Here is a 23,118-nt window from a genome sequence, read left to right as displayed (position 1 = left end):
TCGCTAGTACTCGACGTCCCGCAATGCCTCGAGTACCCGGGCGAGCGCGGGGTTGTGGGTCCGGCGTGGCCAGAGCAGGTGCAGCTCGACCGGCTCGGGGACCGGCGTCGCCAGCGGGATCAGTGCCACGTCCGGAATTGCCAGCAGCGTCGCCGACGCGGGCACGAACGCGATCCCGCGGCCGGCGGCGACCAGCCAGAGCATCGTCAGGATCTGGCTGACGCTGTGCACGACCCGCTCCTGCGCCAGCGGCACCATGCTCACGACGAGGTCGTAGAAGTACCGGGCCTTCTGCTGCGAATGGAATATGAGTGGCTCGGTGGCGAGGTCCGCGGGGACGGCCGGGCGGTCCAGTGAGGCCAGCGGGTGCCCGCTCGGCACGGCCAGCAGCAGCGCTTCGCGGTGCAGCAGTCGGGAGTCGAACAACTCCGGGTCGAACGGCGGGCGGGCCAGCCCGAGGTCGAGGTCCTCGTTCGCCAGCGCCGCGATCTGTTCGCGGGTGACCATCTCGAACAGCTCGATCCGGACCTCGGGTAACTCGCGCTCCAGCCGGTCGAGTAACCGTCCGAGGATGCCGAACGTCGACGCTGCGGTGAACCCGAGCCGCACCAGACCGCGTGAGCCGGACGAGACCCGCTGTGCGAGATCGGGTGCGGCCTCCGCGATCGCCAGGATCCGCCGGGCCTCGGCGAGGAAGGCTTCGCCGGCCGGGGTGAGTGCGACCCGTCGGTTGTCCCGATCGAGCAGTCGGACCCCGACCTGGGCCTCCAGCTTCTGGATCTGCCTGCTCAGTGGGGGCTGGGTCATCCGCAGCCGGGCCGCCGCGCGTCCGAAATGGAGCTCCTCGGCGACCGCGACCAGACCGCGGAGTTGCTCCAGCGTGTAGGTCATGCTGTGAAGGTATCAATCAATGCAGTAAGAGAGTTAGACAGGCATTTACTCCGATCATAGGCTGCCCCGAAGTCCGGATCGTGACCCGCTTCACAGACTCCCCGCTCAGGAGGAGAGACCCATGCAGAGCAGCATTCGGGCTCGCCGCCGCGTCATCGCGAGCGCCGCGCTGGCCGCCGTTCTCGCGCTCACCGGCTGCGGCGGCAACCTCGGCGACGAGGAGTCCGACGCCGCGTCGTCCTATCCGGAACGGCCGGTGCAGCTACTGGTCGGGCAGGACGCCGGCGGCAGCACCGACCTGATCGCCCGGGCGCTCGCCGACGAGGTGGGCAAGGATCTCGATCAGTCGATCACCGTGCTCAACCGGCCGGGGGCCAACGGCGGGGTCGCCGCGAAGGAACTCGCCTCGGCCAAGCCCGACGGGTACACCGTGATGATCTTCGTCGGCTCTCTCGCGTACATCACTCCGCTGGCCGTGCCGCCGGCGGAGGCAGTCGACATCAACGACTACACGGTCGTCACCGGTATCTCCCAGGACGACTACGTGCTGGTCGCCCACCCGAAGACCGGCTTCCGGACGGTCAAGGACATCCAGGACGCCAAGCGGCCGATCAAGTACGCCACCACGGGGGTCGGCACCGGCAGCCAGCTCACCTCGGCGCTCCTGTTCGCCCAGGCCGACGTGAAAGCCACCGCGGTGCCGTTCGACGGCGGCGCCCCGGCGCTGACCGCGGTACTGGGCGGCCAGGTCGATGTCGCCTCCATCCAGCTCGGCGAAGCCCAAGAGCAGATCAAGGCCAAGAAGCTCCTTCCGATCGTCACGTTCGCCACGAAGCGGCCGTCGTACCTGCCGGACACGCCGACCGCGAAGGACGCCGGGTTCGACGTTCCGGTGCAGCAGTCGCGGGCGATCGTGGCACCGAAGGGCACGCCGACGGAGGTCGTCGACCGGCTCCGCGCAGCGTTCGGCAAGGCCTTCGAGACGCAGGCCTACCGCGACTTCAACACCGAGCGGTCGCTGACCCCGAACGAGGTCGACGGCCCGACGCTGCTCGAACAGTGGACGGAAGCGCTGAGTAAGAACCGCGAGCTGACCACCGAGTACAAGGTTGATCTGAGCGGTACGGAATGACCCCGTCGATCGGCGACCGGCCGGCTTCGAACGACGCTTCGAAGCCGGCCGATGCCCCGCCGTCCGTCGACCCGACCGGCGATGCAGACCCGCCCGACGGTACGGAGGTCGCACCCGACGACATGGCGGAAGTGGAGTCGGAGCGACCGCCTGCCGCGGGGCCGGTGGCGAACATCGTCGCCGGCGTGCTCGTGACGGTTCTCGGTGCGGCGTCGCTCGTCGGTTCGCTGAGCCTGGGCGCCGGCTCCGCGGCCTCGCCCCGGCCCGGCACGTGGCCGGCTCTGGTCAGCGCTGGACTCATCGCGCTCGGCCTGACGCTGATCGTGCGGGCCCGCACGGCGGGGGACGCGGAGCGGTACACCTCCGCCGCGCTCCTCGTACTGGCCGGCGTGGCCACGATGGTCGTCTACGTGGTGATGCTGCCCGTCGTCGGCTTCGAAATCCCGACCGCCCTGCTGGCCTTCGTCTGGCTGCGGTACCTCGGCCGGGAGGGCTGGCGGATCTCGATCGTCGTCAGCCTGGGCGCTACCGCCGCGTTCTACGCCCTGTTCGTCGGCGCGCTCGACGTCGCGATACCGCACCTGTTCTGACTCACCGCACGCTGGGAGGACCGTTGGACAGCCTGTCCCCGGTGCTGGACGGGTTCGCCGTCGTCGCAGAGCCGAAGAACCTGCTGTACTGCTTCATCGGTGTCGTCATCGGCATGCTCATCGGCGTCCTGCCCGGCCTCGGACCCGCTGCCACGATCGCCATCCTGTTGCCGCTGACCTTCGGTCTGGAGCCGGTCACCGCGATCATCATGCTGGCCGGCATCTTCTACGGCGCTCAGTACGGCGGCACCGTCACCTCGGTTCTGCTCCGCCTTCCGGGTGAGGCGTCGTCGGTCGTCACGGTGTTCGACGGCCACGCGCTCGCCCGGAAGGGCAAGGCCGGCACGGCCCTGGGAATCGCGGCGATCGGGTCGTTCGTCGGCGGCACCCTCTCGATCGTCGCGCTGAGCCTGGTGGCGCCGCTCGTCGCGGACTTCGCCCTGAAGTTCGGCCCGCCCGAGTACACGGCACTGGCACTGCTCGGCATCCTGCTGCTGGCGGCGATCACCGCGACCGGAACACTGAAGGCCCTCATCGCGGCCGTGCTCGGACTCCTGCTCGCCACTGCCGGGCGGGACGCGTTCACCAGCGCGGAGCGGTTCACGTTCGGGAACCTGTCGCTCGCCGACGGACTGGACTTCGTGCCGATCGCGATGGGCCTCTTCGGCCTCGGGGAGATCCTCTACAACCTGGAGGAGCGCCACCGCGCCGTCCGCGCTCCAGCCCCCGTCGCCGACGTCTGGCCCAGCCGGAGCGACCTCCGCCAGGCTTCCGGCGCGATCGGCCGGGGTGGGGTCCTCGGCTTCTTCCTGGGCATCCTTCCGGGCGGGGGAGCGGTGCTCTCCTCGATGGCCGCCTACGCGCTGGAGAAACGCCGATCCCGGCACCCCGAACGCTTCGGACAGGGGGCGATCGAGGGTGTCGCCGCGCCGGAGACCGCGAACAACGCGGCCGCAACCTCGTCGTTCATCCCGCTGCTGTCGCTCGGGCTGCCGGCCAACGCCACCATGGCCGTCCTGTTCGGAGCGCTGCTCATCCAGGGAGTCACCCCGGGACCGCAGCTGGTCACCGAGCAACCCGAGCTGTTCTGGGGCGTCGTCAACTCGATGTACGTCGGCAACGTGCTGCTGCTCGTCATGAGCATTCCGCTGGTCGGGCTGTTCGTCCGCATCCTCCGCGTCCGGGCGGGCATCCTCGCTCCGATCACCGTCCTGATCACGTTGATCGGGGCCTACACGGTCAACAACAGCGTGTTCGACATCGGCCTGGTCGTCGCCTTCGGCGTCGTCGGGTACCTGATGAAGAAGGCCGGCTTCGACCCCGGCCCGCTGGTGCTGGCCTTCGTCCTCGGGTCTCTGCTGGAGACCTCGCTGCGCCGATCGCTGTTGCTGTTCGACGGCGATCCCAGCGGTTTCTTCACCCGTCCGATCTCCGGCACGCTGCTCGCCGTGTTCCTCACCGTGGCACTGCTGCCGGTCGGTCGGACGCTGTGGCGCATCCAGCGCGCCCGCAGCCTCGGTCGTGATCACGCCGACGAGCGTGAGAGCGAGGACGTCGTCACCTAGTGTCCGCCGACGCTGGGAGGCCTGCGATGCTCCGGGCGCATCACCCCTTGCGCGCGTAGTGCCCACCGCCGAAGTCCAGACGCGAACCGGAACAGGAGAGCGGTACAGCATTGTCATTCATCCAGGACGGTTGGCTGTCCTGCAGTACTCCGTCGGTGTAATATTCGATCTCGCCAGTGGTATAGGTGGCGTACGTGGTGATCGTGCCGTCTCCCAGGGTGTACGTGAAGCGGGTTTGGCCGACTATTCGCACCTCGGCTCCGTTGGGTCCAGCCAAGGTCACGTCGGAACTAAATGCGGCGGTACCGCTTGGAGTGAAAACGTAGGCCTGAGCACCGTTGGTGATTTCGTAGGTGCTGCCATCGTCGGCGGTGACGCTGACCAGTATCCACGTATCCACGATGCACGTCTCTAATTGGTCCGCCGAGGATTTTTCCTCCTGCGAGTAGGTTGGCGTGGAGCTGTTCTGATCTTTCAAAACCACCGCAACGGCCGCCAGCGCGCCGAGCACGGCGATGACCAGAACCGCCCGGAACAAGCGTGCACCACTCCGTCGCCGCGTTGGCCGATCGAGGTCCGACGTCCCTGGATCGGCCGAAGCCGGTACAACCACTGGCGGTGCGGCTTCGTGGAACTCCACGGTCGGAGTAGTGCGGGGCGGTGGTGATCGGGGCGGTGGGGGCCTGGGCGGCGATGGCTTGGGCGGCTCTGGATTGGGCGGCTCGGGAGCGGGCCCGGGGGACGTTCGCTCTCCGGTCAGTTCCTCGGTGAACCGCCGCGAGAGCTCTGACTCGATCGCGGCCCGGTCGGCGGCCGGCGTATCGGCGCGGCGCAGGCGGTCTTCGAGCTGTTCGGTCGAGAGGTCGGCGTGCCGACTCCGGGGGGCGTTGTCCATGGCGCTCCGTCACATTCCGAGCAGTCGACGGACGCGGGACTCGTTGAGCGGAGCAAGCCGAAATCCTTGGAGCGTGTCCACCGTCGGACGGATCGAGTCGGAACTCTGTTTCAGAAAATTCAGCATCGCGACGAGTTGCAGTGCGGTGATCTGCCGCTCGGCATTCTCTCGGATCGTCTCCAGCGTAGGTATGCTGCGCCGAACTTCGTCGATTCGACCGCGCATGTCGCCCATCTCGCCCAGGTACCGATCCCACTCCCGGTCGAGCAGATCGAGTGCCTCCTCGCGGGCGCGTATATCGGCGAGCGTCTGCTCCAGCACGCCAACCTCCACCTCTCGCTCGCGGATGCGGGCAGCGAATTCCTTCTCCGCCCGCCGTGCGTCGTCGACACGCTTTTTCGCATCGGCACGCAGACCTTCGAGGTCGCCGCCTAGGGTGAAAGACCGGATGTAGCCGATCACGAAGTCGGTCAGTTCGTAGATCATCACGGCGTTTCCGAACATCATGTTCGCCTGCCGGCTTCGCGACTGCTCCTCTTCGATCCGGCTGAGAACGCTACGATTGATCTCACTGAAGAACTCGACGGTGACCCGGAGAGACTCATAGGAAATGTGGAGCAGCTTATCCGCTTGCACCAGGCGGTCGGCCCGCTGTCGTTCAGCGAGCCCGGCAGGAAATTCTTCGACTGCCGCCTCGACCTCTCGATAGCGGGACTCTTCAATAGTGGTGGATATCTGCTGGATGACCTGTCGCATCCGATGGCGTAATTGGGTCGCGCTGTCCCGGATTGCGAGCGGAACTTCTGCCGCGCTGCCCTTGATGTTGCCGGAAAGAAGGTCTCTGTCCTCCACAAGGTGTCTCGACCGTACTGCGAGAACCTTACTCAGGTGCTCTTCGAGTAACCCGCTCACCACTTTCATTCCGGTGGTCCGTCGAAGATCTGCAACCGGATCCGTTACGACGGCTTCGGAATGACTGGAGCGCTCTGGGTTCTCCACCAGGTCGGTGAGCTCTCTGGCCAATCTCATCAGCTCGGGATCGTTGTCGGCGCCCGCAGTGCGCAACCGCCAGGCCAGGTCGCTTTGATATTCGAGGGACCGGGGATTCTTCTCGAGTTGCGCGACGCTGACCTCGACCTCGGTACCGTAGCGCTGGGTGAGATAGCGTTTGAACGCGCCATAACCCTCGGTGGCTGCCTTTTGAGCGACGGTATTCAATATCCCATTCACGAGGGCTAGTACCACAAAGCTCACGGGATCGAACACGGGTCATCTCCTCTCGGATTCACTCCCCGGATCCGCGCTATCAGGCAGGCCGGAGGTGGCGCTCCGCGCGCTGGGGCGACTTCGAGGATTCGCGGGCCCAGTTTCGGGCCGCTACGGGGGAAACCCTCGATCACTCCGGGCCGGTCCGGGTGAGAAGGTCGCGGCGTCCACCGGCGTCCACCGGCACCCGCGTCCACTGGCGACGATCCGGTGCTCTACGCGCTGCTGATCGGCCTGCACACCGGGACAGCCCGCACGCGCGGTGTGTCTGCGTAGTTGGGCCGGACCCGCGGATGTATCTGACGCAGCCCGCGGCCCTCCTTACAGTCAGATGGATCTTCCAACGCTGCGCACGCGCCGGTCGTGGGAGTCGGGATGGACGAGGTGTCACGGAGCTGTGCCCTGGTCGAACAGGCCGTGCAGGGCGACGCTGCCGCATGGCGGGAGATCGTCGACCTCTACGGCATGCTCGTCGTCGGCGTGATCCGGCGGCACCGGGTCGAGCCGAACGAGGTCGAGGATGTCGCGCAGACGGTGTGGCTGCGTGCCGTGGAACACCTCGAGACTCTGCGGGATCCGCAGGCACTTCCGATGTGGCTCATCGTCACCGCGCAACGCGAGGCGATCCGGGTCCGATCGTTCCGGCAGCGCACCGACGCGCACGCTCCGGCTGATCCGGTCTGGGACGACGAGACCGTGGTGGTCGCCGACCTCTTCTCCGAGCGATACGCCGACATGGTGCGGCTGGAGCGCCGGGAGGCCCTCCTGGCGGGCCTGGCCGAGCTGACCCCCCGTCACCGGGAGCTGCTGCTCCTGCTGCTCGTCGATCCGCCGCTCAGCTACGCCGAGATCCATCGGCGAACCGGCATCCCGGTCGGCAGCATTGGACCCACCCGGGCCAGAGCTTTGCAGCGGCTGCGCGGTACGTCGGCGTTACGAACGCTGCTCGCCGAAGCTGATCAGCCGGACGGGGCAGGAGGTGACCGGCATGACGAAGCAGCGCTGGGATGACGACGACAATCTCTTCGCGGACCTCGCAGAGGTCGTCCGGGAGACCGGTCCGATCGCGCAACGCGTGGCACTGCACGCCCAGCACCTGTTCTCCTGGCGCACGGTCGACGACGACCTGCACGTTGCCGGTCTGGTTTTTGATTCCGACGTCGAGCAGGACGCGTTGAGCACGATGCGCGCCGGGCCCGGGGACGTGCGTGTCCTGGTGTTCGACGCGGCTCGGCTCTCGGTCGAGCTGGAGGTGGCGTCCGACCAGATCATCGGCCAGCTCATCCCGCCGGGGCCGGCCGAGATCTTCGTGGAGAGCGAAGGCGGCGCGCTGCTGCAGCTCAGCGCCGACGACCGCGGGCTGTTCGTGATGTCGCCCCTCCCCTCGAACCGGATCCGGCTCCGCTGCGACACCACCGCGGGCCGCGTGCTCACGGATTGGGTGCTGCTGTGAGCCTCAGCTTCCGAGCGCGATGAAGGCCTCCGCGACCGTGCGTGTCACGGTCTCGTGCGTGCCCGACTCACCCCGGGCGCGCGCGAGCGCCTCGCCCGGTGGGCAGCCCTCCTTCAAGTGCTGGTGCACCGTCGACATGAACGGCACCGTGGCAGGGTCGTTGACCGGTACGACGCTGGCCACCATCCCCGCCGCGCCCAGCCCGATCAGCGACGTCACGACCCCGACGAGCTCGTCCGCCCCGGCCGGGGCGCCGACGGCCGAGTTGCAGCTGGAGAGGACGACCCGGTGCGGTGCGCGGCGCAGCCGCTCGAGGTCGTACACGGTCAGCGGGCCGTCGTCCAGCTCGAGCGCCGAGAACAGCGGGCTGTCCGCACGGAAGGTGCCGTGCGCGGCGATGTGGACGAGATGCGCGCCGTCGATCGCGGCCATCACCCGTTCCGCGGTCGCAGCGCCGTGGGCGAGGACCTCCGCTCGCGGGTACAGACTGCTCAGCGCCTGGATCTCCGCGGTCCCCGTGGACAGCTTCGGACCGCCCACCAGCACGACCTTGGCGTCCGGCGGAGGCGCTGCCCGCCGGGACCGCAGCCACGCCGCCGCCGAGGGCATGACGCTCGTCGGCCGGTCGCGGAGCGAGGGCAGCAGACCCCACGGCACCGCGTGCAGCCGTCCGGTCGGGATGACGACGATCGATCCGTCATCGCCGAGCAGCGGTACGGCGCCGCCGAGCAGATCGGCCTCCAGGCGGGCGCCGATGACGCCGAGATCGAGCCGGTGGACGCCCCGACGGCCGCCCTCGCGACGGAGCGCGAACAACGCGTGCGCCAGCGAGCGCGCCGCTTCCGCGGTCGGTCCGACCCGGTGCAGACGCACCCGATGGCTCCGGACGACGACCGCGATCAGCTGGCCGTCCAGATCGATGAGTTCGAGCAGCGTCGTCGCGCTGCCGAGCTCGGCGAGCAGGTCCCGGATCCGGAACCGGGCGGTGGACCCCGCGCTCCCCGGCGCGAGCAGCGCGCGCCGCCGGATCGCGTCCTCCAACCGGCGCCGATCGCGCTGCAGCGTGCCGGGTGTTCCGGGCGGACCTGCGCCCTCTTCGAGACGGCTGACGAGACTGCGCAGCGCCGCGAGGTCCCGGTCGGCCGTCGGGGTGTCATCCGGCGGCCGGACCTGGGGCACCGCGAGCGCGGCGGCGCGCCAGCGCTCGCTCCACTGCAGAACTTGCCGGGCGTCGGCGCGCTCGACGGCGTGCCGCAGCGCCAGCGTGGCCAGATCCGATCCCTGTGCGCTGGCCAGCACTCGCAACTCGGTCGCGCCGAGCGTCCGTAAGTACGCGTCCAACTGGCGGAGGCCGCGGGCGCACGCGCCGAGCATCGCGCGGTGGCGTCCCTCCGCCTCGGCGAGCAGCGCCTGCGCGAGACAGGCGGAGACCCGGCCGGACAGGCCGCTGGGCCGTCCGGCCGCAGCCGCACGCAGGTGCGACCGGCCGACGGCGGGCTTCCCGACGGCGAACGCGGTCCGGGCGGTGAGCAAATGAGCGCTGATCGCCTGCTCGGGATCGAGCACGTCGAGCTGCCGGGAGAGGCGGCGCGCACGTCGGAGCAGGCCGTCTCCGGGGTGCTCCTGCGCCTGCAGGAACACCAACTCGGTGCGGGCGGCCCACCAGGGGCGCTGCTGCTGTCGGAACGCGCGCAGCGCCTCTCGGGCGTGGGCCCGCGCGGTCTCGCTCTTCCCGGCCGCGTGCGCGGCCAGCGCGGCGCAGTGCAGCAGCTCCGACCGCTGCGTGGCCGACCCGCGGTGTTCGCTGATCCGCGCCAGGGCGTACTCGACTGTCGTCAGAGCGTCCCGGTGCAGGCCCGCGGCGAGCAGCACGGTCGTTTTGGTGACGTACAGCCCGGCATCGAAGACGCCGAGCTTTTCGACGATCCGCTCGGCGTCGTCCAGATGAGCGAGCGCGACCGGCATGTCCCCGCGGGCGAACGCGGTGGCGCCGCGCTCCTGCCGCGCCGATGCGTATTCGAGGTCCTGCTGCGCCTGGGCGTAGAGCGCGCCGCACCGTGCGTAGTCCCGGTCGGCCCGCGTCGTGTCGCCCATCGCGAGCAGCAGCGCGGCCCGGTGCTGATAGGCGCGGGCAGCCCAGACCGCGTCCCCGTCGGCCAGCAGATCGACGGCGCGCTGGGCATCGTCCAGCGCTTCCGCGTACCGGCCGAGCGACCACAACACGTACACCCGCCGGATCAGCACGCGGCCGGTCAGCTGCCCGTCCGCAGCGCGGACGGCCCGCTCCAGCGTGCTCAGCCCTGCGCGAGTCCGGCCGGACATGACCAGCGCGACACCGAGGCTGGCCAGCACGTCAGTCTCCCGGTCGTGGTCCCGGGCGGCCCGAGCCCAGCGCGCTGCGGCGCGCAGCTCGGCGATCGCGTCGGAGATGTTCCCGAAGTCGCGCAGCACGACGCCGACGGCCTGGTGTGCCACGGCGGCCCGGGCGGGGCCGGGGTGCTCCGCGAGGATCGCGCGCGCGGCGGCGAGCGCCTCGTTCGGGCGAGCCAGGGCGAGCGTCAGTAGCTCGTCCGTAGACGGTTGTTCGATGTCGTCGCTCGTCGCCGACATCCCCCGATCGTAAATCGATCCGAGTACGCGTCACAGAAGGGAAACCGACGGAATGCCTGAAGATCCTCGACTGATCGCCCAGGTGCAACTCGTGCTCAACAACCTGAAGGGCTCAGCTGCCTCGCCACTCTCCTGGCGGGAAGACGGGCTGGATTTCCTGTATCGCGAGCACAGCCTGCTCGTCCGGCTGGCGGATGTCCCGAGGGTTGTCCCGGCGCTGCGGTCGTACCTGCGGGCCGTGCTCCGCAACGGCGCCCGCGACTGGCCGGGCGACGGGGGATACGACCCGGAAAGGTCGGATCGGCCGGGCGCCCGCCGCGACGACGACGGGGAGCCGATCATCCGGCAGCGGCCGGTGATCGCCGACGTCATCAGGCTCGACTACGAGAATGACGCGTGGGACAGCGATGATCCGCTGTCTCCCAGCGACGACCGGCGCGCGAGCGAGGCGCGAGTGCCGGCGGTCATCGACGCGCTCACCGAGCACGCGGTCGGGCGGGGAACGATCCGGCCGGAGTCCGTGCTCTACGTCGCGCCGCACCCGTGCCCGGCCACCGAGCCGGAAGAAGTCCCGCGTGGTACGCACCGGCCCTACCCGGAGATCAGCACGCGGGCCGGCTGCGGCTGTGGCCCCGAACACTGCACGGGCGCCGGGATCACCGTGACCGTCGCGGACCTCGGAGTCGACCAGGCGTCGGTCGCGCGCCACGACTGGCTGACCGGCGTGGACGGTGAAGCGGAGGACCCGTACCAGCCGGGCGGGACGACGATGATCCGCCCCTACGCCGGCCACGGCACGTTCGTTGCCGGGTGCGTCCGGGTGACCGCGCCGGACGCGGAGGTCTACGTCGAGAAGTTCGTCGAGATCACGCAGCCGCCGGACCCCACCATTCCGAACGCCGGCGCGGTCTTCGAAGCCCTTGCCGTCGAGAAGCTCGCCGAGACGCTGAGCCGGTCGCCGGACGTCGTCATGTTCGAGTTCACCACGTCGACCATGGACGACCTGCCGCTGATGGCGTTCGACGCGCTCTACGAGTCGCGGATCAAGCACCTACCCGGCATGGCGATCGTGACGCCGGCCGGGAACGAAGGCGAGCGGCGCGTCAACTGGCCGGGCGCCTACGAGTGGGCGATCTCGGTCGGTGCGCTGTCGTCGAACGGGCGGAGCCGTGCCGACTTCAGCAACTACGGCTTCTGGGTCGACGTGTATGCGCCGGGAGAAGGCCTCGTCAATGCATTCCCGAAAGGAAAGTACCGCTGCACGGAGCCGCCGAACGCGGGCGAGAAGCGCCGGTTCCCAGATGGGATGGCCCGCTGGAGCGGGACGTCGTTCTCGGCTCCGCTGGTCGCCGGGCTGATTGCCGCCCGGGTGTCGTGCACCGGCGAGAGCCCGCGTCAGGCTGCCGACACACTGCTCGGAATCGCACGCGAGCAGCACCTTCCGGGCGTCGGACCGGTGCTGTATCCGGGCCGGACGTGCTGCGGTGCCGCCGACGAAAAGCGGTGTGTATCCAGCGAACGGCGGTGCCCTCCTACTAAGTAGAAGCCCACGACGCGGGTGCGGCCGGCCGGAGGGGTCCGGCCGCGCGGCGCGTCTCGTCGTCACGGGGGTGACATGACGCTCCTCTTGGGCCGGGAATCAGAACTCGGAATGCTACGGCGGTTGCGGGCCTCACCCGAGCGGTACGGCTCGACGCTCGTCGTCGCCGGGCCGCCGGGAATCGGCCGCACCGCGTTGCTCACGGAGATCGCCAGGGCCGACGACGCGCAGGTCCTCTCCGCCCGCGGCAGACGGGCGGAGAGTGACCTCCCGTTCGCGGTCCTCGCCGACCTCGTACAGCCACTGCGGACGCAGATCGACGCGCTACCGCCGACCCAGCGGTCGGCACTGGAGCAGGCGCTGGCACTCGCGAACGGCGCCGGAGCGCTCAACCCGTACGCGGTGGGTACCGCGACCCACACCCTGTTCGACGCGGCCGGCGCCCGGCGTTCGCTGCTCGTCCTCGTCGACGACGTGGAACGGGCCGACGAAGCGTCGATCCGGACGCTGATGTTCGCGCTCCGACGACTTCCCGCCGGGCGGGCGACCGTCGTCTGGGCCGGACGGGACGTGGCGCGTTTGGATGCCGAGCGGGCCGGATGGGCGCGGACCGTACTTCGTCCGCTCCGGCGCGTCGAGGCGCGTCGCGTCCTGGCTCACCGCGGGTTCGACGTCGCCGATCGCGTGCTCGACGCGCTGTTCGACGCCGGCGGGGGCAACCCGGCGGCACTGCTGGCCGCGGTCGCCACGCTCGGGCCGGCCCAGCGCTCCGGGCACGAGTCGCTGCCGCCGGTGCTGCCGGTCGGGGAGCGGCTCGCCGCCGCCTGGACCGAGCGGCTGGCGCCGCTGGACGCCGCGGCCCGCACCGCGCTCACGCTGGTCGCTGCGTGTCGTCGACCGCTGGTGGAGGTCCTCGACGCCGCGCTCGCCGAGGCGGGTCTCGACCTCGCCGACCTCGACGTGGCCGAGTGGGCCGGCTTGCTGCGAGTGGCGCCGGACGCCCGTTACGAACTGAGCGATCCCGTGCTGCGCGGAGTCCTCCTGCACGCCGTGCCGCAGGCGACCCGCCGCGCCGCGTACCGGGCGCTGGCCGCGGTGTCCTCCGGACCGGAGCGGGCGTGGTACCGCGACCGGGAAGCAGGCCCGGGCAGCCCGGCGGCGGAGCAGTTCGTGCGCACCATTGTGCGCGCGCTGAACAGCGGAGACGCGTGGCTGGCGGCACGTTGGGCGGAGCAGACCGTGCCGCGCACGCGTACCGACCCGCGCCTGCGCGCCGACCTGGAGCTGTCCCTCGGGCGCGCCTACGGCTGTCTGGGTCTGCTGGAGCGAGCGCAAGCCACGCTGGTCGAGGCCGCGGACACGGTGCGTCCGGTCGACCCGCAACGCGCGGACGCCCTGCTGGTCGAGGCACTGCTGCCGGCCACGCTGAACGGAGACGTGAACGGGGCGCTGCGCATCACCGGGCAGCTCACCCGGCCCGCCGAGGGGCTCCTGCGATTGCATTCGACGCACCCGACGACACTGACGTGCGACGTCTTCGCGGTGGACGATCTCCTTCTGGGTCCGCCGGTCTGCCCGGAGCCGGCGACGCGCCTGGTGCTCGCCCGGTCGTGCGTGTACGCCGAGCGGTTCGGCGACGCGCGGACGGTACTCGACCGGCCCGGCGAGCCGACCCCGGTGACGCTGCCCGCGCTGCTGCTGACCCGCGCCGAACTCGACCGCTGGAACGGCCGGTGGGCGTCCGCGCGGGCGGCTGCGGTCCAGGCCGGCCGCGCGGCCGAGGATCTGGGACAACGGCACGTCGTCGGTGCGGCGTCCGCGTTCCTGGCCTACGTCGAGGCGGCCTGCGGCCGCGAGGAGCGTCTGGCGGCCCACGTCGAGAACGCTCAGGCCGCGTTCGCCGATGCGGACGCCGGGCTCGCCGACGTCGTCCTCTCCGCAGCACTGGGTTTGGACGCGCTGGCGCGGGGCGACGCGGGCACCGCGGCGTCGCATCTGGACGCCGCACACGACCGTGCCCTCGAGGGTGGGATCACCAATCCGAGCGTCGTCCCGTACGCGGCCGACCGGGTCGAGGCCCATCTGCGGGCAGGTGACCGGACCGCGGCGGAGAAAGCGCTCGAATGGCTCGCGGGCGTCGCGGACGTGAGCGGGCGCGAATGGCAGTCGGCGGCTGCTGCGCGGTGCACGGGAATGCTGGCCGGAACCCTCGCGGAGGCCGAGGAGCAGTTCGCCCGGGCGGAACGGCACCATCGGCGGACCGACACCCCGTACGAATTGGCGCGGACGCTGCTGGCCGCGGGTGAGGCACTGCGGCGGTTCCGCCGCCCGGCAGCGGCCCGGGAGCCGTTGCTCGCGGCCGAGCGGCTGTTCCGGACGCTGTCCGCGGTGCCCTGGGCGCGCCGGGCAGCGACGGAGTCGGCGGCGACCGGGGCCAGGGCGTCGTCGTCCGGCGGGCGCGAGTCGTCCGAGCGGCTGACACCGCAGGAGATCGAGGTGGCGACGGCGGTCGCGCGGGGAGCCACTAACGCCGAGGCGGCGGGTGCGCTGTACCTGTCGCCGAAGACCGTCGAGGCGCACCTGAGCCATACGTACCGCAAGCTCGGGGTGCGTTCCCGCGTGGACCTGGCGCTCCGCTTGGCTCGCGACGGTTGCCTGGAATGACGGACAGCGGCCCGGCGCTGGATGCGCCGGGCCGCGATTGTCACTGGCTGACGAGGAACGTCGTGGTGGTGGCGGCGTCCTGGTCGTCGATCGAACCGGTTTTGTAGAGCAGCGAGACCAGCACGTCCAGTACGTCACCGGTATTGGCGACCCAGCCGGCGGGGATCTCGATGGTTTCCGGAACCGTCGTCGGCTCCAGTGTCTGCTGGCCGGCCAAGCTGCCGCTCTTCGAGACCGTGGCGACCGGGGCCAGCGTGGTCTGGTTCCGGACCGTCGCGTAGAGCGTGTAGTCGCCGTTGAATGCGCGAACCGCGCTGCCGACCTCGAACTCGACGAGGACGTCGAATCGCGCGCCCGGCAGGATGACGTCGATCGCGGAGGTCTTCTTCTCGTCGACGGCGCGGGCGGAAGTGAGGTTGACGTCGTACTGGCGTCCCATGAAATCCCCCAGAGAGTTGGTGGTGTTCTGAGCACCTCCAACGGTCCGCTCCGGGGGGACCGAGGGCTTCGGGAGGATCCCTCGGTATCGGGGCGGGGAAGCGGTTACCCCTGCGACAGGTGGGCACTAGCGCTCAGCCCGGGCCATCCGCGTAGGTAGGATCCCTCGACGGCCAACGGTGGGGGAGGAATGTCGCAGGTCTTGGAGCTCTGGGGACAGCGAGGCTGGGCCAGCCAGGAGGTGGTGGGCGAGTCGCACCACGTCGCGGCGATTCGCCGGCTCTTCGGTCCGGTGCTACCCGACGACGGGGCCGACATCGAAGTTCCCGCACTCCTGCTCCCGAACCCGAACAACCGCTACGACCGCAACGCGATCGAGGTGCGATGCGAGAGTGGGCTGGTCGGGCACCTGCCACGCGAAGACGCTGCTCGCTACGCCCCGGTACTCACCGAGTTGGTGCGCCAGGGTTGGTCTCCGCAGATCACTGCGGCGGTGTGGTGTGGATACGACTACGAGTACCACTTCGACGATCGTCGGGACGAGCCGGTGCGCCGTCAGCGCGGCGAGGTCGGCCGGGTCCGGCTCCGGTTAGCCGAGCCGCATCTGCTGGTGCCGCTCAACCTGCCGCCCGCCGAGGCTCATGTCTGTCTTCCGGCGGGCAGTTCGATCCAGGTGACCGGGGAGGAGAAATACCTCTCCGTGCTCCATCCCTTTCTGCGCCCAGAGGGGGAGGCGTGGGTCTACGCCACTGTGCACGAGCTGACCGAACAGCGACCGCGGTCCACCCGGACGGTGGCCGAGGTCCGGATCGATGGACGGGCCGTCGGTACGTTGACGCCGAAGATGAGCGCCGAGCTGCTTCCCGCCGTGTCGTTCCTCGCCGAGCAGGGACGAGTGACGGCCGCGCGCGCGATCGTGAAGGGCAACCGCCTGAAGGCCGACGTCACGCTCCACGCCGCACGGGCAGGCGAACTCTCCCACGAATGGCTCGAGAGGATGTCGCGTGGCGGGGGAGCCGTTCGCGTACACAGTGACGACCTGAACGGCGGCGGGCCACCGGTTGAGCCGCGTCCGGTGCCGGCGCGCGCCACCGTGCGGCGGTTCAACCCGCCGCCCGGCTGGCCAGAGCCCCCACCGGGATGGGTGCCGCCCGAGGGCTGGCAGCCTGACCCCCGCTGGCCGGCGCCACCGCGGAACTGGGCATTCTGGCTACCAGCGTAGGGACTGGCAGACTGTCGTGCACGACGGCCTTCAGCCGACGGGAAGGCGGATGAATGACCAGCGGCCCCAAATCTGACCTGCAGTCCCGGTTGCGCACCGACCAGCCGGCCAGCGCGCGGATGTGGGACTACCTGCTCGGCGGCAAGGACAACTTCGCCGCGGACCGGGCCGCCGCCGACGCCGTCACCGCTCAGCTTCCGGAGATGGCCGAGTTCGCCCGAGCGGGCCGCCGGTTCCTGTCCCGTGCCATCGGGTTCCTGGCCGGCGAGGCCGGCATCCGCCAGTTCCTCGACATCGGACCAGGACTACCCACCGTCGAGAACACGCACGAACTGGCCCAGCGCATCGCCCCCGAGTCCAGGGTCGTCTACGTCGACAACGATCCGCTGGTTCTGGTGCACGCCCGCGCGCTGCTGACCAGCAGCCCGGAAGGCGCTACCGACTACGTCGACGCCGATGCCCGGGATCCAGCGCGAATACTGCAAGCAGCGGCGGCCACCCTCGATTTTTCCCGTCCGGTCGCCGTCATGTTGATCGGCATTCTGGGCCACATCCCGGACGAAGACAATCCTGCGGAGATCGTGCGCGCCCTCGTCGACTCCCTGGCCCCCGGCAGCTACGTCGCCATCAACGACAGCATCACCACGCCGCAGAACGACGACGCAGCCCACACCGCGCACCGGAAGGGCGCGGCGGACTACACCCTGCGGACCGTCGAGCAGATAACCGCGTTCTTCGACGGCCTCGAGCTGGTCGAGCCCGGCATCGTCTCGAATCCACTGTGGCGACCAGAACCCGGCACCCGCCCGGCGGAACTGGCCGTCTACTGCGGTGTGGCTCGCAAAGTCTGAGGCGCTCCACAGATGCTGCGATGCCGTTGTCTGGGCACGCTGGAAGTCCGCAACGGCGACCAGTGGCGTCCGATTCGAGGTGGACGCGCTCGTGCGCTGCTCGCCGTTCTCGTCCGGCACCGCCGCGAGCACGTCTCGGTCGGCCGACTGGCGGACGAGGTGTGGGACGGTCGGCCGCCGCCGTCCGCGGGCACTCTGGTCCGTGGATACGTGTCCGCGCTGCGCCGGGCGTTCGGCGCCGACGGTGCACGGGTCATCGTCGGCCATGGTGGTGGCTATCGGCTCGACCTACCTCCCGACGCGGTCGACGTCGACCTGTTCGACGCGTTGTGCAGTGACGGCGAGACGGCCCTGCGACGCGGCGACCCGGAGGGTGCCGCGTTGCTGCTGTCCGACGCGCTCGCTCTCCACCGGGGACCGGCCTGTGCCGACGTGCCCCGGACGCGAACGCTCACGGCGTTCGTCGACGGGGTGGAGGAGCGTCGTCTCGTCGCGGTCGAGGCACGGATCGAGGCGGAACTCGGCTGTTCCCGCCACACCGAGGTGCTCGGCGAACTGTGTCGCCTGGTCGCTGAGCACCCGACCCGCGAGCGACTGCTGGCCCAGTGGATGCGCGCCCTGCACGCCGACGGTCGGCAGGCGGAGGCGCTCGACGTCTATCTGGCCATTCACAAGCGCCTGGTCGAGCAGCGCGGCATCGACCCCGGCCCGGAGCTGCGCGCGGCCCACCGGATGATCCTGGCGGCCGAGGACGCGCCGGCCCCGCGCACCCGCGATGCGCTGCCCGACGTCCGGGGCACCGGCTGGACCGGGCCGTCCCAGGCGCCTGCCGGGATCTCCGACTTCACCGGGCGCGACACCGAGCTGGCCCACTGCCTGAAGGTTCTCACCGAGGCCGAGGCGCGGGCGCTCCGCGTGGTGGCGATCTCCGGACGCGCCGGAGTCGGCAAGAGCGCGCTGGCGGTCACGCTCACGCACGGCCTGCGTGCGTGGTATCCGGACGGTCAGCTCTACGTCGACCTGACCAGGGAGACGAGCCGGTCGGTTGAGCCAGCTGACGTGCTTGGCATGTTTCTGCGGGCCGTCGGCGTGCCGGGCTCCGCCGTACCGGACCGGACCGACGAGCGGGCCGCGCTCCTGCGCAGCATCGTGGCCGACCGTCGCCTCCTCATCGTGCTGGAGAACGCGACCGACGAGCGCCGGATCCGCGCGTTGCTTCCCGGCGGGGTCGGCTGCGCGGTGCTCGTGACCAGCCGGATCCGTCTGTCCGCGCTGGAAGGCGCGCACTTCGTCGAACTCGACGTGTTCACGCAGGAGGAGGCGCTGGCCCTCTTCGAGCGGATCGTCGGGACGGAGCGTGTTCACGATCAGATCGACGCCGCTCAACGGCTGCTCGCCCTCTGCGGCCGTCTTCCGCTCGCCGTGCGCATCATGGCGGCCCGGATCGCCAGCGCGCCGGAGACGTCGCTGGAGTGGTTCGTCGAGCGGCTGGCCGACGAGCACCGGCGGCTGGACGAGCTGCGTCTGCACGATCTCGACGTCCGCGCCAGCATCGGAGCCGGATACGCGTTGCTGAGCAGCCGGCAGCGCCGGGTCCTACGGATGCTGGCCGTGCTCGACCTCGCCGCGTTCCCCGGCTGGCTGGCCGCCGTCGTCACCGGTCTGGACGAGAGCGCCGCCGACGAGGCGGTCGACGTCCTGGTCGAGCAGCGGCTGCTCGACGTGGCGGGCCCGGACAGCAGCGGTCGGCCCCGCTACCGGTTCCACGCCCTGGTTCGGCCCTTCGCCCGAGAACAGGCCGCGACCGACCCTGACCTCGCGCCGCCCACGGTGCTGGAGCGCGCCGTCGGGGGATGGCTCACGCTCGCCGATCAGGCGAACGCCCGGCTGCCTGCCCGCACGCTGGCGGCCATACCCGAGGTGACGCCGGCTGCCCCGCTGCCCGAGTCGGTCCTGGCAGGCGTCGCGCGGGCGCCGTTCGCCTGGTTCGAGGCCGAGCGCGAGTCGATCGGGGAGCTGGTCGCGCAGAGCGTCGAAATCGGCCGCGCCGACCTGGCCTGGACGCTGGCTGCGGCTGCGCACTCCTGCTACGAACTCCGCGATTTCACCGACGACGGCAGCCGGGTCCACCGCCTGGCCCTCCGCGCGTGCCAGGTCGCAGGAGACACGCTGGGGGAGGCGGTGATGAACCGCAACCTCGCCGATCTCTACACGACGAAGCCGGGATCGGACATCACCGAGAAGCTGGCCCACGCGGAGCGGGCGCTGGAGTTGTTCCGCGCGGCTCAGCACGCGCCGGGCGAGGCTGACGCGCTCTACCTGGCCGCCACCGTCCACCGTCTCCTCGGAGCGGCCGACCGGGTCGAGTCCTGCCTCGACGCGAGTCTGGAGGTGGCCAGCCGGGTCGGCTACCGCCTCGGCGAGGTCCACGTCTGGCAGCTGCGGGGCATTCTCCGACGTCAGCAGGGACGCCAGGCAGATGCCATCGCCGCCGCCGACCGGGCGCTCGCGGTCGCCAGGGAGCTCGGCAGCTCCCGCGACGAGAGCGTCCTGCTCGGGCTGATCGGCCTGGCCCACCGCGATCAAGGCGACCTGGTACGGGCGGAGGCCGCGCTGGCGGAGGCGGTCGCGATCTCGGAAGACACCGGTGACCCGGTGCAGCTCGCGTTCCTCTGTGCGCACCTGGGCGGCGTCTACGTCGACACCGACGACGTCCGGGCGCAGCAGGTGCTGGAGCGCGGCCTCGCGCTCAGCACCACCAGCCGGTCCGAGTTCGGACAGGCGATGGCGTTGTACGGGCTGGGCCGGTTGGCGCTCCGCTGCGGGGCACCGCGCCGGGCGGTGGCGCGCTTCACCGAGGCGGTCACCCTGCATCGGACGGCCAGCAACCTGCAGGCCGAGGCGAAGGCACTCGCGGGCCTGGCGTCGGCCTGGCTACTGGCGGGAAATCCGGTGGAGGCGCGCGCCTCCGGCCTGGCCGCCCGGGAGATCTTCCGCCCTGGGCTACCTGCGGCAGGCGACCCGTCATCTCGGGAACCCCGGCGGTGATAGCCATCGGTGGTCCCTCGTCCTGTTCGAGTTAGGTCGGGCGCACGCACGGCTCGACCACCGCGTCGTCGCCCCGCTGCTGTTCCGCCGGGCGATCACCAACTTCGAGGCATACGGCAACCAGATCGGGGTTGCCGAGGCTCTCGCGGAGCTCGGCATCGTCCGCCTCCGCGCCGGATACGTCTGTGAGGCCCGCCGTCTGCATGAGGAGGCGGTCGAACGAACGGACCGCGCCGGCAGCCCGCAGAGTCGCTGCTATGCCCACAATCGGCTCGGCGGCACGCTTCTGCGAGCCGGACAGCCTGCATCCGCCGCCACCTGCCATCGACAGGCACTAGCAATCGCCCAGCGCGTCGAGGCCAGGTACGAGGAGGCCGTGGCGCACGTCGGCTTGGGGAAGGCGCTGGTCAACACGGATACCGAACTGGCCGACCGCCACCGCCGAGAAGGACGCCGGCTATTCGCAATGATGCAGGCCGTTGACCCCTACCATGTCGCGGGAATGGGACCGACCATCATTGATGAAGCCTCGACCATGGCGGGCGGGATCGCGTCGACTAATCCAGAGGGCGGTATTCATCCCACATAATGGTGGGACCTCGTGCCGACGATCCGGGCGGCCCCTTCTAGGGTCCGCAGTGGGTGCCGGTGGTGAAGCGGTCCAGCTCGCCGGTGGTCGAGACCGACCAAAACGTCGCTTGCATACCCGTCCTCATCGTCGTCGTCGACCACACTGTTTTGGACTGGCGGCCGATGACGCCGTCCAAGCGCACAGTGGTGACCCCCGGCCCGGTGCGTTCGGTGATCCAGACGACCTGCCCGGCGGGGCACGCTAAATACCCGCTTTCACTAGCGGCCGCGGCCATTGAACCGCTCGCTGCGTGCGCCGTAGAGGTCACCCCGACCATCGTGAGTAATAGCGGAACGGCGGCGATCATCACCCGCTCCGGCCAAGCGTTCGTCGTCGCCCGAATGCGCATTCGTAACCCCCTCAGCTCGGTCATCCGTGAAAGAAGCGGTCCTCAGCTGGCCGAGCGGCAGCCGCTCAACTCGGGCGAGGCATGCCTCGACGACAAGCATCCATCCAACTCGTGTTCGCTCCACAGGACACAGGGCGGTCGTTCATCGGCCATTCGACATCGCGGGCCGCCCTGCGACGGCGGCTAGGTTCGACGTGTCCCACGGGGCCGGGACTGCGGGACTCGGCGAAGAAAGACCGACGGCGCGCCTCTCCGAGGAGGCGCGGGCGGTGTCGGAATCATGACGTCCACAGTGGCCGGACAACAGGCGACCGGCACTCTCGGGCGGGTGAACTTCCACTCCCGCAAGCCGTTGCTCTGGAGCATTCCGCGACGATGGTCCTGATCCCCTCGGTGGCGCAGTGGCGCTCCAGGCGGTCAAGTTCGTCGGCTGGGGATATCCGCTCCTCGCTGCTCCCCTCGTGTTCTTCGTCGGTGCCTGCCTGCTGCACGCGGTGAACCCGTGGGTCCACGCGGCCTTTCCGTTCCTCGGCGGCAACATGTGCTTCTTCGCCGGCATGGCCGGCTACGGAGTGTTGGTCCTGTCGGGCCAGGGCGTGGTGGCCGGCCCATTGCTGATCGGTGCCGGCGGTTTCGGCATGTGGCGTCAGTGGGTCGCCTACTGGGCGTTGCGGACCACCGCGTCGGCGAAGGAATCCATCAGCCTCCTCGACGCGCTGAGCGCGAGCAGCCCCGCTGAGCCCGGGCGCCAGCACGGGTCGGGCCAGGCGTCCGAGCGCAGCAGCAGGCGGCCGGCGAGGACCAGCGATCCCTCGTGATCGGCTCGTACGCCGCGCAGGGGCCTAGTGCCGCTCCACCGCAGCACGACGTCTATTCTCAAATCTATCATTACGGAATAAAGGTGTATCCGATGCCAAGGGTGCAGGCCGATGACGGCCTTCGGAGTCCCGAGAGGCCTCACCATGCTCACAGACGTCGCGCAACGGAACTACGCGCAGGCCGTCGACGCCGCTGATCGTCGGACGGGCATCAAGGTCGTCCACGACGCGCTGTCCTGCGGGACCGATCCGCTCCAGGTGCTGACCGGTCTGATCGCACCGATCCAGGACGCAGTCGGTCAACGCTGGCAGGAGGGGCAGTACACGGTCGCGCAGGAACACGCGGCGACCGCTGTCGCCGATGCAGCGGTGGCGGCCGTCGAGGCGTGGATCCCGAACCCCACCGAACCACACGGTCACGTCGTCGTGGCCTGCCCCGAGCGGGAGTGGCACGCGCTGGCCGCCCGGATCCTCGCCGAATCGCTTCGACATCTCGGATGGCGTACGACGTTCCTCGGAGCGTCCACCCCCGCACGCTATCTGCCCGGATATCTGCGCCGTCTTCGACCGGACGTGATGGCCGTGAGCTGCACGGTGCCCGCAGCGCTGCCCGGTGCCCGGCGGATCGTCGAGGTCGCAGCCGCCGCCGGTATGCCGACGATCGTCGGCGGCAGAGCCCTGGGCGTCGACTCGTCCCGAGCAACGGTCCTGGGCGCGAGCGGATGGGGTGCCTCACCGCAGGAGACCGCTGACGTTTTGGCCGAGACGCACCCGCTCGACCAACCGGTGCCGGCACTACCCCGTCCCGGGGCTGCCGAGCGGGCCGAGGCGCTGCTGCGCGACCGGCAGCTGCCCGGCCTCGTCCGAGTCGCCTGGGACGGGACCGTCAGCGACACCTGCTTGCCGGACCTCGACGTGGAGGCGGAGTTCGCGGTCGATCACGTGATCCAAGCGCTGGCCGCCGCCACGCTCCTCGACGACCCGTCCCTTCTGCGCGACGCCAACGAGTGGCTGGAAGCACTGCTGACCGCGCGCGGCTGCCGGCCGGACACGGTCGCGCCGTTGTGGACCGCGCTCTTCCGGGTGCTCGACCATCGGTGCCCGCCGGCCGACGTCCTGCTGCGTGAAGGACTTGGGGGCAGCTGAACTCCTCGC

20 protein-coding genes are annotated in these 23,118 nt (G+C 70.2%); 14 read left to right on the top strand and 6 right to left on the bottom strand.

All coding sequences use genetic code 11. The features are described from left to right. Positions 1 to 3 precede the first annotated feature (3 nt). Entirely contained in the window at positions 4 to 891 is an 888-nt protein-coding gene (locus ABEB28_RS18420; RefSeq protein ID WP_345729357.1) for a LysR family transcriptional regulator, read from the bottom strand. Between the two features lie 121 nt (positions 892 to 1,012). Here ABEB28_RS18420 and ABEB28_RS18415 point away from each other — a divergent pair, with 121 nt between their 5' ends. From ABEB28_RS18415 to ABEB28_RS18405, 3 genes are read left to right on the top strand one after another with little or no spacing between them, the layout of a single operon-like run. Continuing rightward, positions 1,013 to 2,023: a tripartite tricarboxylate transporter substrate binding protein gene (locus ABEB28_RS18415; protein WP_345729356.1), complete on the top strand. Its 1,011-nt coding sequence runs from the start codon at positions 1,013 to 1,015 to the stop codon at positions 2,021 to 2,023. Next, positions 2,020 to 2,613 (top strand): tripartite tricarboxylate transporter TctB family protein, encoded by a 594-nt coding sequence (locus ABEB28_RS18410; RefSeq protein WP_345729355.1) that lies wholly within the window; start codon positions 2,020 to 2,022, stop codon positions 2,611 to 2,613. The genes ABEB28_RS18415 and ABEB28_RS18410 overlap by 4 nt, the downstream gene beginning before the upstream one ends. Positions 2,614 to 2,636: 23 nt before the next feature. Continuing rightward, entirely contained in the window at positions 2,637 to 4,178 is a 1,542-nt protein-coding gene (locus tag ABEB28_RS18405) for a tripartite tricarboxylate transporter permease (protein WP_345729354.1), read from the top strand. Between the two features lie 40 nt (positions 4,179 to 4,218). Here ABEB28_RS18405 and ABEB28_RS18400 read toward each other — a convergent pair whose 3' ends face one another. Both ABEB28_RS18400 and ABEB28_RS18395 read right to left on the bottom strand, forming a co-directional pair. Continuing rightward, complete coding sequence (locus tag ABEB28_RS18400) at positions 4,219 to 4,716, bottom strand: hypothetical protein (protein ID WP_345729353.1); 498 nt, start codon at positions 4,714 to 4,716, stop codon at positions 4,219 to 4,221. 366 nt (positions 4,717 to 5,082) lie between these two features. Then, on the bottom strand, positions 5,083 to 6,339 hold the full coding sequence (locus tag ABEB28_RS18395) for a hypothetical protein (protein WP_345729352.1): 1,257 nt from the start codon (positions 6,337 to 6,339) through the stop codon (positions 5,083 to 5,085). A gap of 375 nt (positions 6,340 to 6,714) precedes the next feature. Here ABEB28_RS18395 and ABEB28_RS18390 point away from each other — a divergent pair, with 375 nt between their 5' ends. Both ABEB28_RS18390 and ABEB28_RS18385 read left to right on the top strand, forming a co-directional pair. Continuing rightward, entirely contained in the window at positions 6,715 to 7,350 is a 636-nt protein-coding gene (locus ABEB28_RS18390) for an RNA polymerase sigma factor (RefSeq protein ID WP_345729351.1), read from the top strand. Further along, the gene (locus ABEB28_RS18385) at positions 7,328 to 7,792 is read left to right on the top strand and encodes a hypothetical protein (RefSeq protein WP_345729350.1); all 465 of its coding nucleotides are present in this window, start codon (positions 7,328 to 7,330) and stop codon (positions 7,790 to 7,792) included. Before ABEB28_RS18390 ends, ABEB28_RS18385 begins: the two co-directional genes overlap by 23 nt. Before the next feature lie 3 nt (positions 7,793 to 7,795). On the opposite strand, the gene ABEB28_RS18380 is transcribed toward ABEB28_RS18385, so the two are convergent. After that, positions 7,796 to 10,402 carry a CHAT domain-containing protein gene (locus ABEB28_RS18380; RefSeq protein WP_345729349.1) on the bottom strand — a complete coding sequence of 869 codons (2,607 nt, stop codon included), beginning with the start codon at positions 10,400 to 10,402 and terminating at the stop codon, positions 7,796 to 7,798. 52 nt (positions 10,403 to 10,454) lie between these two features. On the opposite strand from ABEB28_RS18380, the gene ABEB28_RS18375 reads away from it, so the two are divergent. Then, on the top strand, positions 10,455 to 11,945 hold the full coding sequence (locus ABEB28_RS18375; protein WP_345729348.1) for a S8 family peptidase: 1,491 nt from the start codon (positions 10,455 to 10,457) through the stop codon (positions 11,943 to 11,945). Between the two features lie 72 nt (positions 11,946 to 12,017). After that, on the top strand, positions 12,018 to 14,606 hold the full coding sequence (locus ABEB28_RS18370; RefSeq protein WP_345729347.1) for a helix-turn-helix transcriptional regulator: 2,589 nt from the start codon (positions 12,018 to 12,020) through the stop codon (positions 14,604 to 14,606). A gap of 40 nt (positions 14,607 to 14,646) precedes the next feature. On the opposite strand, the gene ABEB28_RS18365 is transcribed toward ABEB28_RS18370, so the two are convergent. After that, entirely contained in the window at positions 14,647 to 15,045 is a 399-nt protein-coding gene (locus tag ABEB28_RS18365) for a hypothetical protein (RefSeq protein ID WP_345729346.1), read from the bottom strand. A gap of 189 nt (positions 15,046 to 15,234) precedes the next feature. Between ABEB28_RS18365 and ABEB28_RS18360 the strand changes: the two genes are divergently transcribed. From ABEB28_RS18360 to ABEB28_RS18350, 3 genes are read left to right on the top strand one after another with little or no spacing between them, the layout of a single operon-like run. Continuing rightward, positions 15,235 to 16,266, top strand: coding sequence for an HIRAN domain-containing protein (locus ABEB28_RS18360; RefSeq protein WP_345729345.1), 1,032 nt, complete (start codon positions 15,235 to 15,237; stop codon positions 16,264 to 16,266). Positions 16,267 to 16,319: 53 nt separating this feature from the next. Beyond that, positions 16,320 to 17,117: an SAM-dependent methyltransferase gene (locus ABEB28_RS18355; RefSeq protein ID WP_345729344.1), complete on the top strand. Its 798-nt coding sequence runs from the start codon at positions 16,320 to 16,322 to the stop codon at positions 17,115 to 17,117. Between the two features lie 12 nt (positions 17,118 to 17,129). Next, complete coding sequence (locus ABEB28_RS18350; RefSeq protein WP_345729343.1) at positions 17,130 to 20,165, top strand: AfsR/SARP family transcriptional regulator; 3,036 nt, start codon at positions 17,130 to 17,132, stop codon at positions 20,163 to 20,165. Between the two features lie 31 nt (positions 20,166 to 20,196). Here ABEB28_RS18350 and ABEB28_RS18345 read toward each other — a convergent pair whose 3' ends face one another. Continuing rightward, positions 20,197 to 20,490, bottom strand: a complete 294-nt coding sequence (locus tag ABEB28_RS18345; RefSeq protein WP_345729342.1) for a hypothetical protein — start codon at positions 20,488 to 20,490, stop codon at positions 20,197 to 20,199. 51 nt (positions 20,491 to 20,541) lie between these two features. Between ABEB28_RS18345 and ABEB28_RS18340 the strand changes: the two genes are divergently transcribed. The 4 genes from ABEB28_RS18340 to ABEB28_RS18325 all read left to right on the top strand — a co-directional run bounded on the left by ABEB28_RS18340 (position 20,542) and on the right by ABEB28_RS18325 (position 23,109). Next, positions 20,542 to 20,754 (top strand): hypothetical protein, encoded by a 213-nt coding sequence (locus tag ABEB28_RS18340; RefSeq protein ID WP_345729341.1) that lies wholly within the window; start codon positions 20,542 to 20,544, stop codon positions 20,752 to 20,754. 53 nt (positions 20,755 to 20,807) lie between these two features. Then, positions 20,808 to 21,332 carry a hypothetical protein gene (locus ABEB28_RS18335; RefSeq protein ID WP_345729340.1) on the top strand — a complete coding sequence of 175 codons (525 nt, stop codon included), beginning with the start codon at positions 20,808 to 20,810 and terminating at the stop codon, positions 21,330 to 21,332. 214 nt (positions 21,333 to 21,546) lie between these two features. Continuing rightward, a complete protein-coding gene (locus tag ABEB28_RS18330; RefSeq protein ID WP_345729339.1) occupies positions 21,547 to 21,963 on the top strand; it encodes a hypothetical protein in 417 nt (138 codons plus the stop codon). Between the two features lie 144 nt (positions 21,964 to 22,107). Further along, entirely contained in the window at positions 22,108 to 23,109 is a 1,002-nt protein-coding gene (locus ABEB28_RS18325) for a cobalamin B12-binding domain-containing protein (protein ID WP_345729338.1), read from the top strand. Positions 23,110 to 23,118 lie beyond the last annotated feature (9 nt).

The sequence above is a fragment of the Cryptosporangium minutisporangium genome (assembly GCF_039536245.1).
GTDB classification, from domain to species: Bacteria; Actinomycetota; Actinomycetes; order Mycobacteriales; family Cryptosporangiaceae; genus Cryptosporangium; species Cryptosporangium minutisporangium.
The sequence above is the reverse complement of the archived record's forward strand: the minus strand, read 5'-3'. Positions and strand labels throughout refer to the sequence as shown.